Annotated in this window: 11 protein-coding genes; 3 read left to right on the top strand and 8 right to left on the bottom strand. The window is 65.5% G+C overall.

Annotation, left to right across the window (positions count from 1 at the left end; translation table 11 throughout):
• The first annotated feature begins 97 nt into the window (after positions 1-97).
• A complete protein-coding gene (locus ACQP2D_RS10900; protein WP_433683598.1) occupies positions 98-727 on the top strand; it encodes a TetR/AcrR family transcriptional regulator in 630 nt (209 codons plus the stop codon).
• A gap of 166 nt (positions 728-893) precedes the next feature.
• Here the strand turns inward: ACQP2D_RS10900 and ACQP2D_RS10895 are convergent, their stop codons facing one another.
• Positions 894-2279 (bottom strand): vWA domain-containing protein, encoded by a 1386-nt coding sequence (locus ACQP2D_RS10895; protein ID WP_433683597.1) that lies wholly within the window; start codon positions 2277-2279, stop codon positions 894-896.
• A complete protein-coding gene (locus tag ACQP2D_RS10890) occupies positions 2276-3166 on the bottom strand; it encodes an AAA family ATPase (RefSeq protein ID WP_433683596.1) in 891 nt (296 codons plus the stop codon). The genes ACQP2D_RS10895 and ACQP2D_RS10890 overlap by 4 nt, the downstream gene beginning before the upstream one ends.
• 312 nt (positions 3167-3478) lie before the next feature.
• Between ACQP2D_RS10890 and ACQP2D_RS10885 the strand changes: the two genes are divergently transcribed.
• Positions 3479-3739: a hypothetical protein gene (locus tag ACQP2D_RS10885; RefSeq protein WP_433683595.1), complete on the top strand. Its 261-nt coding sequence runs from the start codon at positions 3479-3481 to the stop codon at positions 3737-3739.
• Between the two features lie 240 nt (positions 3740-3979).
• Positions 3980-4372, top strand: a complete 393-nt coding sequence (locus tag ACQP2D_RS10880) for a hypothetical protein (RefSeq protein WP_433683594.1) — start codon at positions 3980-3982, stop codon at positions 4370-4372.
• A 63-nt stretch (positions 4373-4435) separates the two neighbouring features.
• Here the strand turns inward: ACQP2D_RS10880 and ACQP2D_RS10875 are convergent, their stop codons facing one another.
• From ACQP2D_RS10875 to ACQP2D_RS10850, 6 genes are all read right to left on the bottom strand, one after another.
• The gene (locus ACQP2D_RS10875) at positions 4436-5482 is read right to left on the bottom strand and encodes an acyl-CoA thioesterase (RefSeq protein ID WP_433683593.1); all 1047 of its coding nucleotides are present in this window, start codon (positions 5480-5482) and stop codon (positions 4436-4438) included.
• Positions 5483-5587: 105 nt separating this feature from the next.
• Positions 5588-6748, bottom strand: a complete 1161-nt coding sequence (locus tag ACQP2D_RS10870; RefSeq protein ID WP_433683592.1) for an alkane 1-monooxygenase — start codon at positions 6746-6748, stop codon at positions 5588-5590.
• 276 nt (positions 6749-7024) lie between these two features.
• Complete coding sequence (locus tag ACQP2D_RS10865; RefSeq protein ID WP_433683591.1) at positions 7025-8329, bottom strand: lipase family protein; 1305 nt, start codon at positions 8327-8329, stop codon at positions 7025-7027.
• A gap of 345 nt (positions 8330-8674) precedes the next feature.
• Positions 8675-9676, bottom strand: coding sequence for a ketol-acid reductoisomerase (gene ilvC, locus ACQP2D_RS10860; RefSeq protein ID WP_433685605.1), 1002 nt, complete (start codon positions 9674-9676; stop codon positions 8675-8677).
• A 64-nt stretch (positions 9677-9740) separates the two neighbouring features.
• Positions 9741-10244 carry an acetolactate synthase small subunit gene (gene ilvN, locus ACQP2D_RS10855; protein WP_040693551.1) on the bottom strand — a complete coding sequence of 168 codons (504 nt, stop codon included), beginning with the start codon at positions 10242-10244 and terminating at the stop codon, positions 9741-9743.
• Positions 10241-12169: an acetolactate synthase large subunit gene (locus ACQP2D_RS10850; protein ID WP_433683590.1), complete on the bottom strand. Its 1929-nt coding sequence runs from the start codon at positions 12167-12169 to the stop codon at positions 10241-10243. The genes ilvN and ACQP2D_RS10850 overlap by 4 nt, the downstream gene beginning before the upstream one ends.
• Positions 12170-12251 lie beyond the last annotated feature (82 nt).

Raw genomic sequence — 12251 nt, 5'->3', positions numbered from 1 at the left:
GCCTCCGCTGGTCAGCTAATTACTGAGTTGATACTCAGAAAATACGACTCCGTGGGGCATACTGCAAGGGTTGATTCGGTGTGGAGAGGAGGTTGCGGTGGCGGCGTCCGCGGATGGCGCGCGGCCGACTCGGGCGCAGCGGGGACGGCCCTCGACGGGGGTCCGGGAGTCGGTTGTGGTTGCGGCACAGGAGATCCTGGTGGAGGCGGGGGTGGCCCGGTTGACCACGAAGGAGGTCGCGAAGCGGGCGGGGGTGGCCGAGTCGAGCATCTTCTATCACTTCGGGGATCGAATGGGTTTACTGCAGGCGGTGATCCAGCGGCATCTGCGGCCGGTGAAGGATGTGCTCGGGGAGGTCGAGGAACGGCCCGGATTGCGGTCGGGGCTGGTGGCGCTCATCGAGGCCCTGGAGGGGTTCTTTCTGGATGCCATTCCGGTGATGGCCGCGGTGCAATCGGATGCGGAGTTGCGCGCGAAGTATGTCGAGCGCAGTCGGGAGTTGGATATCGGGCCGCACCGCGCGGTCGACGCTGTCGTCGCGCACCTGTCGATGCCACATGCCGACCAGCGCGTACCCGCCTCGGTCGATCTGCGAGCCGCCGCTCTGCTCCTGGTCGGCGCGGCGCATCAACGAGCGCTGCAGCGACACCTGAGCCCACCCGACGTGGTTGCGGCGCTGCCCACAACCGAATCCATCGTGGACACGGTCATGCCGATCCTCAGCTGAGACGCCCGAGTGGCTACGAGCGGTGAATGACTCGCGGCAGTCGCGTCGTGCCCGCATACCCTCGACCAGGGACGACCGAACTGAACCCGTCGTCGGCACGACCGTGCCGGCCTTTCGGATATCACGGGCCTACTCGGCGACAGCCGAATGGCAAAAGGGAACGTTATCAAGCAGGCAGCAGCCGACCGATGACTTCGGCGAGCTGTTTCACATTGCGGCATTCGTGCATCGTGATGCGCTCGGCATACATCTGTGCCGCCGAATCACCGGTGGACCAGGAGCGGGCGGGTTCGGGGTTGAGCCAGTAGGCGTGTTTGGCGCGGTCCGACATTGTTTGCAGGGCAGCGAGGTTCGGGTCGGTGCGGTTGGTGCGGGCGTCGCCGAGGATGAGCAGGGAGGTGCGCGGGCCGAGGGCGTCGAGGTAGTTGTCGACGAAGCCTTGTAGGGCCTCGCCATAGTTGCTGCTGCCGAAGCGGGCGACCTCGGAATCGCGCACGATTCGGGCGGCGGTGCCCGGAGCGGGTGGCTCACCCGGGGTGAAGAAGCCCGTGATCTCGTCGCAGGTGTCGATGAAGCCGAAGCTGCGGACCCTGCTGAATTGGTCCTGCAGCGCCTGCACGAGTTGCAGGGTGAATTCCGCGAAACCCGTTACGGAGCCGGACAAGTCGGCCAGCACGACCAGATCGGGGCGGCCGTGTTTGCGGGCGCGCAGCACCGGGTCGATCGGCACTCCCCCGGTCGCCATCGAGCGGCGCAGGGTGCGACGCATATCGATCTGGCCGCGAACCGCCTTGCGGCGACGGGCGGCGAGGCGGGTGGCGAGTTTGCGGGCCAACGGGTTGACCAGCCGCCGCATTTCGGCGAGGTCCTGTTCGCGGGCGCCGAGGAAGTCGATCCGATCGGTGCTGGATTCGACGCCGCGGCGGGCTATGTATTCGGTGCCGCGCAATTGCGCCGAGCGCAGGCGGGCCTCGGATCGGACGGCAGTACGGAATTCGCGCAGGCGGCGGTCGGCTTCGATGGTGCGCACGGTGGTGTCGAGATCATCGCCCATGCCCGCGACGATGCGTTCGGTGAGTTCTTCTGGCCGTAGGGATTTCATGGTCAGATAGGAGGACCAGCCCGCACCCGATGCGGTGGTGACCGGGCTCGAGGTCACGCCGGTGCCGACGCCGCCATAGCCGCCCAGCTCGGTGAGCGCCTGCCGAGCGAGTTCGGTCACGGCATCGCGGTCACCTCGGGCGAGTGCGTCCACCAAACGCTCGCGCAGTGCGTCGATGGACTCCGAGGTCGACGGGGTTGCCGACTGCGGCTGCTCGGCGGTCAGGAAGTAGAGATCGAAGAGCTGGTCGAAAACGGCGCGCTGGCCGTTGCGGCGCAGCAGACAGGCGGCCATGCCGGAACGCAGGCGGTTGCGGTCGGATAGACCGAGCGCGAGCATGGCCTCGGCGGCGTCGATGGTTTCGCTCGGACCCGCGGAGATTCCGTGGTCACGCAACAGTCCGACGAATTCGACGAGGCGATCGGTCATCGTATCGATGGGTGCGGTCACGATGACCCGCGTTCGTGCGGCTCGACAGCGGGCAATTCCAGGCGATCGATGGCGATGCGGTGGTCGGCTCGGTATTTGAGCAGCACGCCGAGGGTCGAGCGCACGATATTGCCAGTGAGGTTGCGGGTACCGAGAGCGACCAGAGTTCGCGCCCAATCAAGGGTTTCGGCGATCGACGGCGGCTTGCGCAGCGACAGTTCGCGGAGAGCGCCGACCGTTCTGACCACCGGCTCCCCCAGCGCATCGTCCAGCTCGGGCACCTTCAGGCGGAGGATGGCACGTTCCAATTCGGCTGTCGGGTAGTCGATGTGCAGGTAGAGGCAGCGACGTTTCAGCGCCTCGGACAGGTCGCGGTTGGCATTGGAGGTGACGATGACGAACGGCCTGCGGACAGCGGTGACGGTACCGAGTTCGGGGATGCTGACCTGATAGTCGCCGAGCACCTCCAGCAGCAGTCCTTCGAGTTCGATATCGGCCTTGTCGAGTTCGTCGATGAGCAGCACGGTCGGATGCGGGTTTCGAATCGCGGCCAGCAACGGGCGTTGCAGCAGGAATTCTTCGGTGAAGACGTGGTCGCGGGTGCTGTCCCAGCCTTCGTTATCGGTGGCGGTGATGCGCAGTAGCTGCTTGGCGTGATTCCACTCGTAGAGCGCGCGGGCCTCATCGATGCCCTCGTAGCACTGCAGGCGCACCAGGTCGGAGCCGGTTGCGGTGGCGATCGCCTTGGCCAGCTCGGTTTTGCCGACACCCGCCGGGCCCTCGATCAGCACCGGCTTGCCCAGGTGACCGGCGAGGAACACCGCGGTGGCGATGTCGGTGGAGGGCAGGTATCCGGCGTCGGTGAGCCGCCGCGTCACCTCATCGACCGTGCCAAAGAACTTACTCATCAGTAACTAGTCTACGGCGTGCGTACGCGGTCGATCGGTCGGGGGCGGCGGCGTCAGTGGGGCTGGACAAACCCTGAGCCCAAATGATCTGCGGCTAGGGGAATCGTCATACCAAAGGCTGATTCTCCCCTCGAATCCCTGTCCACCTCTGGCCTTTCGGACGAAAGCGGCACAGGGTGGACGTGCGGTCGATGCGCACCTGCGAGCAGACCCTCGGCGGGGGACGGCGAACGCACCGTTCGCCGCAGATAGAAAGGATTCACGGTGTTTTCCAGAACGACGTCCGTTCCAGGCCGGGCCGTGGTGGCCAGAGTGGCCATCGCCGCTGCACTCGCCGCAGTTCCGTTGACCGCCCTGGCGATTCCCGCCTCGGCGGACCCGACCGCGACCGAACCCGGCGTGACCGAGGCGCGGCACCCGCACAACGATTGGGATTGCGACCGCCCCGGCTCCTTCGACGACTGGGATCACCACCCCGGCCGATGGGATGATTGCGACTTCCCCGGTCGCTGGAACGATCCCTGGCGATTCCCCCGCCACCTCTTCCCGCGCGGCGCGTTCGGCAGCAGCTGATCCCGAGCACTAGCGGCCCGGCACCGAATCGGTGCCGGGCCGTTCTGCGTTCGGTCCCGAGTGCTGTGCCGAAGTAGCCGACCCCACACCGAGACCCCTTGTCGCCAACCGACTCCGGGGTTGATACTTCCGGGAACACCCCCACCCCAGTCGCATCCGGTCTCATACTTCCGACTGAAATAACCCTGAATCCGCCTGCGGCAGGAGCTTTTTCGGCGACAACACGCCAAAGTTGAGAGCATGACAATGACGCCTCGCCGGTTACTGGCCCAGGTGGCCGTGGCCGCCACCATTGCCGCAGTTCCCCTGACCGCCTTGGCGATTCCGGCCTCGGCCGCGCCAGCGACGGGCTCCGCCGGATCCGGCCCGGCCTGCGAGAATTCCGAAAATCGAGACGCGTGCGAACAGGCATGGCGGGACGAGCTGGCCCGACGCCACCGGGACGATGACTGGGCGCACAGCCTGAACAATCCCGCCAACCCCCGAAGCCCGCTCAACCCCAATAACCCGGCCAACCCGCAATATCAGTGGGAGCACAGCCTGAACAATCCGGCCAACCCTATGAGCCCGCTCAACCCGGCCAACCCGAACAGCCCGCACAACCCCAATAATCTGCCCCACCCCGAGCACTGACCGCGAACCGAGAACACCGGTGGCCCGTCTCCTACCGGAGCGGGCCCGAATCCTCGCCGCGATTCACGGCATAGGCGCGCGGAAGTGACTGGGTTCGGCGTCGGCGGGCACGGCGCTGGCCACGGTGAACGGCTCCACCTCGGCCCGCAACTCGATGAGGTGTCGCGCATGCGCCGCTAACGCGCGGTCCTCCTCGGAGTCCGGGACCCACTGCCGGACGGGCAGCGCCTTTCCACTGCCGTCGACCGCGACGACGACGGCGAGCCCATGCGCCGCGAGGGCCGGTTCGTCGGAGTGGGTATCCGTGGCGGTCACGTGCACGCTGACGTGCATACTGCGCGGACCGGTATAGATCAGCCGAGCGCTGACCTCGACGATATGACCGATGACAATCGGTCGGTAGAACCGGATCCCGCCGAAGTAGGACGTAATGACATGCTGTCCGACCCAATCGGCGCCGCAGATATAGGCCGCCTCATCGATCCACTGCATGGTGCGGCCACCGTGCACCTTGCCGCCCCAGTTGATATCCGACGGCGCCGCCAGAAATCGCAGCGTGCCGGTGGGCGCAGTGCCCGCCGAGGTGTACTGCTGGGCGGCCATCGCCTCTTCGATCCGCTTGCGCACCGAAATACGCGCTCGCGCCTGCCGATGCCGCTGTAACTCGAGAATCGTGGTCGGATTCCACTGCGGCACTTCCACGGTCCGCCGATTGTCGTCGATCGCGACGAAAATCGTCAGACATTGCGCCGTCTGCACCGGCTTGCGGCGCGTGGGATCGGTCGAATAGACGCTGACGAGGATATGCATGCTGGTGCGTCCCGTATGCACGAGATTCGCATGCAATTCGACCAACTCACCGACCGCGATCGGCCGGTCGAGATGAATGTTTCCGACATAGGCAGTGACGCAGTAACAACCACTCCACTGGGCCGCCGCCGCATAGGCGACCTTGTCGATCCATTCGAGTAGCTTTCCGCCGTCGACCGAGCCAGCGATGCCCGCATCGGCCGGTTTGACGAGAAAGCGGTGGATGGCCTCGGCACGTCGCCCGGCAGCTGCCGGGCTCGGTACGGAAGCGGGGACAAGTGTGGTGGATGAGGTGCTCACGACTCGCGATCTGTTCGGCAGACAATGGTTCCGACTGCGTTGTCCCCGAAGACGATAGGCAACCGCGCCGCTACGGGCGAGTAGCCAGCCCCGCCGATCCGAAAGTCAGTGGACGTATCTGGCGGAGCGAGGGGATTCGTTGCGACGTTTGGTTCGGGGTTTGGTGTTGGCGAGGTTGATATCGCCGCCGTAGTGGGCCAGGACGCGATGGTCCATGACCGCCCGCCAGACCGCAGGAATGATCGCCAGCAGGATCATGCTGGCGTAGCCAGCGGGTAGCTGCGGCGCCTGCTCGGAACTGCGCAGGGTCTGGTAGCGGCGGCCGGGGTTCGCGTGGTGGTCGCTGTGGCGCTGTAGATGGAACAGGAATACGTTCGTGACCAGACGGTCACTGTTCCAGCTGTCACGCGGGGAGCAGCGCACATAGTTGCCATTGCGACCGCGCTGGCGAAGCAGCCCGTAGTGCTCGACGTAGTTCACCGTTTCGAGCAGCACCGCGCCGATCAGCGCCTGCAACAGCAGGAACGGGATCACCACTGGCCCGAAGGCGACGATCAGCGTGCCGAACAGCGCGACGCTCATCGACCAGGCCTGCAACAGATTATTGTCCAGGCAGAACCAGCGCTTTCCCTTGCGGGACAGGCGCTCACGCTCCAAGGCGAGCGCCGAGCGCAAGCCGCCGAGCATAGTGCGCGGCAGGAACTCCCACAGTGATTCACCGAATCGGGCACTGGCCGGATCTTCCGGCGTCGCGACCCGCACGTGATGACCGCGGTTGTGCTCGACGAAGAAGTGCCCGTACCCCGATTGCGCCAGTGCGATTTTCGCCAGCCAGCGTTCGAGGCGTTCGACTCGATGGCCGAGTTCGTGGGCGGCGTTGATTCCGATGCCCGACACGAAACCGAGCGTCACGGCCAAACCGAGCTTGTCGGATATGCTCAGTGCGGATCTGGACCAGAGAAATCCCGCGATGAGCAGGCCGACGAACTGCAGCGGCAGGAAAAGGTAAGTGCACCACCGGTAGTAGCGATCGTTGGACAGGGCCTCGTAGTCCTCGTCGCGCGGATTGCTCCCGTCATTACCGATAGCCCAGTCCAGCAGCGGGATCACTACGAGCACAATGATCGGACCGATCCACCAGAACATTTCGAGGCCCGTACGGGCCACCAGTTGTGACGGAAGTACCGAACAACTCGGAGCGATCAACCCCAGTATCCACAGATACCGTTTGGGGTCGCGTCTTTCCGTATTCTCGAAGATCGACATAGGCGCCTCGGGCATCCAACAGAACAACACCGACAGAGAGTGTGGTCGCCGAAATCCGTTGCGGTAAAACTGTCGCTCCAGAATAGCTGTGTCTTCGCCGTCCGCCAGCGATCTTCCGAAATCCACATTCTGACCTGGCGGCTTTCCTCAGCCGCGGGGTGAATCTCGCCGCGCCCGGTGGTGCTGCGGCACGGACATCGAATCCGGCACTCGATCAGTGTGCCCGGCGGCGGGTTTCGGCCCGCCACCGGGCATTACGCAACGAAAATCACAGTGCTACGGCAGCGCCGCGCAGTTGGACGGAGCGGGCATACCCGCGAGCCGATCGGTCAACCACTGCTGCGAGGCCACCATCGCCGGGAAGAAGGCGATCACGTGGGTGCCCACGAGTCCGGATGCGGGAGGAATTTCGGCGTTCGCTTCCAACTGAACGGGCACTCCGCTACCACACCAACCGGCGGCCACGTCGCGCACCGGCACAAAGGGCGCTCCCTGGTCGTTCATGGCCGACGCGGCAAGTACCGGAACGGCCGGGGGGCGGGAGCCGATACGCTGCTCGGCGAATGCCGATTGCAACACCGGGGACCGATCGATAACGGCGGTGAGCGGTTCTCCGCTGGTTGTCCACTCGGACGTGCGCCCATGCTCCTGGGCAAGTCCGGCCGGGACCGAACATTTGCCCAGGGATTCCTGCAGGATCGCCTTGCCGAGGTCGTTGAGTTCGGCGTCGAGCACCGGTCGAGTTTCCGGGTAGTCGGCGGCAATACCATTGAGTATCCAGGCGAATGACGGTGCGAAATCGGCACGACCATCGTTGAATCCGATGAAGTACTCGTCGTCCACCACCGGCCCACCGACGTAGGCGCCGCGCACATTCAGATCGGGGGCATAGCTCGATTGCAGTTCGGCCGCACCGGCAGAGGCCATACCGCCCTGCGAATACCCGTAGAGGATGACCGGCGTGCCGGGATTGAGACCGGTGCCGGGCAACTGCAGGGCAGCGCGCGCGGAGTCCAGCACCGCATACGCTTGCGACTTCCGGTTGAGATAGTCGTGCACGTCGGGCGTGCCGAGGCCGTGATAGTCGGTCACCACTACCGCCACCCCGCGGTTGAGCAGCGAACGGATCGCCACCAGGTCGTATTCGAAGATTATGTCCAATGGAGGCTGGAAATCGACGATCTGCGACATCAGCTTCGAGGGCGCGCATTGATCGCCCTGCCCCTTGGTACCGCCCGCGTACGCGATCAGCGGCCGCTCACCCGGACCGGTCCACGGCATGCTCGGCTGCAGATACGTGCCAACCACCGCCGTCGGCGCATCGTGGGTATCGCTGCTGACGTACATCATGCGCGTCGCCGCCGCGGGGAACACTCCCGGCTGTCCGGGCGCCGACAATGCCACCGCCGCCGGTTCGGCGCGAACGATAGTGCCCCGCCCGTCCGGGAGCGATGGCGGTGGAAGGTAGAAATCACCGGCCTCCGCGACCGGTTGCACCCCGGCCGGTTGCGCCAATGTATGAGGTGCGGCGATACTCCCGCCGCCGACCACGATGAGGGTTCCCGTCAAGGCTGCGGTCAATCCAAATATCCGGCTGCGCACGATTTCGGATCCTTCCTGCGAATTTGGGAGGTACCCATGGCATCTAGAATCGGATAGAGAGGGTATCTCCAGCAGTAGCGGTTTTCCGTGAATCCCGACGAGAATCGCCGATCCGTGACGGCGTCGAACCCCGCAAACACCGGGGTCCGGTTCGCGTGAGACTCCTCGATTACAAGCTTCGGCCGAGGCCGATATTACCCATGTGCGTAGTGGCAAATTACCCATGTGCGTAGCGGCAATTGCGGCTGCGACGTAGCCGACCGCCGAAACAACAGTGGCCCACCCCGACGAATCGGGATGGGCCACTGTGGTGTTCGCGGGGTATTACGCGGTTTCGGTGATCGGCCGGTCGACCCAGCTCATCAGGCCGCGCAGCTTGGCGCCGGTGACCTCGATCGGGTGCTCGGCATTCGCCTTGCGCAGCGCCTCGAGCTCCTTGTTGCCGCCCTCGACATTCGCGACGAGCCGCTTGACGAAGCTGCCGTCCTGGATGTCGCGCAGGATGTCCTGCATGCGCTTCTTCGTGTCGGCGTCGATGACCCGCGGGCCCGACAGGTAGCCACCGAATTCGGCGGTGTCGGAGACCGAGTAGTTCATCCGGGCGATGCCGCCCTCGTACATCAGGTCGACGATGAGCTTGAGCTCGTGCAGCACCTCGAAGTAGGCCATCTCCGGCGCGTAGCCCGCCTCGACCATGACCTCGAAGCCGGTCTTGACCAGCTCTTCGGTACCACCGCAGAGCACTGCCTGCTCACCGAACAGGTCGGTCTCGGTCTCTTCCTTGAAGGTGGTCTTGATGACACCGGCGCGGGTGCCGCCGATGCCCTTGGCGTAGGACAGCGCCAGCGCCTGGCCCTCACCCTTCGGGTCCTGGTCGACGGCGATCAGGGCCGGAACGCCCTTACCGTCGACGAACTGGCGACGCACCAGGTGGCCGGGGCCCTTCGGCGCGACCATGCCGATGGTCACATTGGCCGGGGGCTTGATCAGGCCGAAGTGGATGTTGAGGCCGTGGCCGAAGAACAGTGCGTCGCCGTCCTTCAGGTTGGGCTCGATGTCGTTGGTGAAGATCGACGCCTGGGCGGTGTCGGGGGCCAGCACCATGATCACGTCGGCCCACGCGGCAACCTCGGCCGGAGTGCCGACGGTCAGACCGGCCTCTTCGGCCTTCGGCCGCGACTTCGAACCCTCAGCGAGGCCGACGCGGACCTCAACGCCGGAGTCGCGCAGGCTCAGCGAGTGCGCGTGCCCCTGGCTGCCGTAGCCGATGACAGCGACCTTGCGGCCCTGGATGATCGACAGGTCGGCGTCGTCGTCGTAGAACATCTCGACTGCCACTGTAGGTTCCCTTCTTGTTCTTCTTGTCGAAAGTTGTTTGGTTTCAAGCGCGTCAGCGCGTAGCGGTGATCGACTTGGGACCACGGCCCACAGCCACCACACCGGACTGCACGATCTCTCGGATGCCGTACGGCTCGAGCATCCGCAGCAACGCGTCGAGCTTGGACCTGGTTCCGGTCGCCTCGACAGTCAGCGCGTCCGGCGAGACGTCGATCACCTTCGCCCGGAAGAGCGTAACCGCCTCGATGACCTGGGTCCGCACGCTGGCGTCCGCACGCACCTTCACCAGGATCAGTTCGCGGGCGACCGAGGTGTCGGCGTCCTGCTCCACGATCTTGATCACATTGACCAGCTTGTTGAGCTGCTTGGTGACCTGCTCGAGCGGCAGGTCCTCGACGGTGACGACGATGGTCATCCGCGAGATCTCCGGGATCTCGGTGCCGCCGACCGCCAGCGATTCGATATTGAAGCCACGGCGGGAGAACAGCGCCGCGACCCTGGCCAGCACGCCCGGCTTGTCCTCGACCAGGACGCTCAGGGTGTGAGTGGTACTCACTGATCGGTCCCCTTGTTCTTCTCGTGCGACATCGCCTCATGGATGACGGCGGGCTCGGCGGCCTGCTCGTCCTCATCGAAGAGCGGGCGGATGCCGCGCGCGGCCATGATCTCGTCATTGCTGGTGCCCGCGGCGACCATCGGCCACACCTGGGCGTCCTTGCCGACGATGAAGTCGATCACCACGGGACGGTCGTTGATGGACTGCGCCTCGCGGATGGCGGCCTCGACGTCTTCCTCGCGCTCGACCCGGATGCCGTGGCAGCCGAGGGCTTCGGCGAGTTTGACGAAATCGGGGATGCGCAGGGTATGCGTGCCGAGATCGGTATTGGAGTAGCGCTCCTCGTAGAACAGGGTCTGCCACTGGCGGACCATGCCGAGGTTGCCATTGTTGATCAGCGCGACCTTGATCGGCACGCCCTCGACGGCACAGGTGGCCAATTCCTGGTTGGTCATCTGGAAGCAGCCGTCACCGTCGACCGCCCACACCTCTTTATCGGGTGCGCCCATCTTGGCGCCCATGGCCGCCGGAACGGCGTAGCCCATGGTGCCGAGACCACCGGAATTGAGCCAGGTGCGCGGCTTTTCGTACTTGATGAACTGCGCGGCCCACATCTGGTGCTGGCCGACGCCGGCACAGTAGATGGCATCGGGTCCGGCCAGGCGGCCCAGCGCCTCGATGACGAACTCCGGCGACAGCGAACCGTCGCTGGGCGTCGTCCAGCCGAGCGGGTAGCCCTTGCGGATGCCGTCGAGGTACTGCCACCAGTCGGTGAGGTCCAGCTTCGGCGCGCCGGAGGGGTCGGCCTTGAGTGTCTCGATCAGTTCGACGATCACCTCGCGGCAGTCGCCGACGATCGGGACATCCGCGTGCCGGTTCTTGCCGATCTCGGCCGGGTCGATATCGGCATGGATCACCTTGGCGTCGGGCGCGAAGGAATCCAGCTGACCGGTGACGCGGTCGTCGAAGCGCGCGCCGAGGGTGATCAGCAGATCGGACTTCTGCAGCGCGGCAACCGCGCCGACGGTGCCGTGCATACCGGGCATGCCCATGTTCAGCTGGTGGCTGTCCGGGAACGCACCGCGCGCCATGAGGGTGGTGACCACCGGGATTCCGGTCAGCTCGGCCAGTTCCAGCAGCTGCGCTGAGGCGTCGGCCTTGATCACGCCGCCACCGACGTAGAGCACCGGCTGCTTGGCCTCCGAGATCATCCGGGCGGCCTCGCGCACCTGCTTGCCGTGCGGCTTGGTCACCGGACGGTAGCCGGGCAGCCGCATCTCCGGCGGCCAGCTGAAGGTGGTCTGCGCCTGCAGCACGTCCTTGGGGATATCGACGAGCACCGCACCCGGGCGACCGGAGGCGGCCAGATAGAAGGCCTCCGCGATGATGCGCGGGATATCGATGCCCTCGGTGATGAGGAAGTTGTGCTTGGTGATCGGCATGGTGATGCCGGAGATATCGGCTTCTTGGAACGCGTCGGTGCCGATCAGCCCGCGTCCGACCTGGCCGGTGATGGCGACGATCGGGACCGAGTCCATCTGCGCGTCGGCGATCGGGGTGACCAGGTTCGTCGCGCCCGGACCCGAGGTGGCCATGCAGACGCCGACCTTGCCGGTGGCCTGCGCATAACCGGTCGCCGCGTGACCCGCGCCCTGCTCGTGCCGGACGAGGACGTGGCGGACCTTGGTGGAATCGAAGAGCGGGTCGTAGACCGGGAGGATCGCGCCGCCGGGAATGCCGAATACCGTGTCGACGCCGAGCTCCTCCAGGGAGCGGACGACGGACTGCGCGCCGGTGACCCGCTCGGGCGGGACCTGGCGGCGGTTCGCCGCGGTCGTCGGACTACCAGCGGCCGCGGCCGGCTGATTCGCCGAAGGCGCTGGCCTGCGGGCCGAGGGCCCGGGCCGTGCGGTTGGTGCACTCACCGTCTTCGTTCCTCACTGTTCGTACTAGACCCCGGACAACTGTGCTTGCACGTGGTGCCTTGCGAAGCGGCCACGTGCCAGG

It is taken from the genome of Nocardia sp. CA-119907 (genome assembly GCF_050955995.1).
In the GTDB taxonomy this organism is placed as follows: Bacteria; Actinomycetota; Actinomycetes; order Mycobacteriales; family Mycobacteriaceae; genus Nocardia.
The sequence above is the reverse complement of the archived record's forward strand: the minus strand, read 5'-3'. Positions and strand labels throughout refer to the sequence as shown.

What these genes read in the sequence shown, in the direction of transcription:
- ACQP2D_RS10890 (WP_433683596.1), bottom strand. Translation starts at nt 3,166, where the DNA reads ATGAGTAAGTTCTTTGGCACGGTCGATGAGGTGACGCGGCGGCTCACC.
- ACQP2D_RS10880 (WP_433683594.1), top strand. Translation starts at nt 3,980, where the DNA reads ATGACAATGACGCCTCGCCGGTTACTGGCCCAGGTGGCCGTGGCCGCC.
- ACQP2D_RS10870 (WP_433683592.1), bottom strand. Translation starts at nt 6,748, where the DNA reads ATGTCGATCTTCGAGAATACGGAAAGACGCGACCCCAAACGGTATCTG.
- ilvC (WP_433685605.1), bottom strand. Translation starts at nt 9,676, where the DNA reads ATGTTCTACGACGACGACGCCGACCTGTCGATCATCCAGGGCCGCAAG.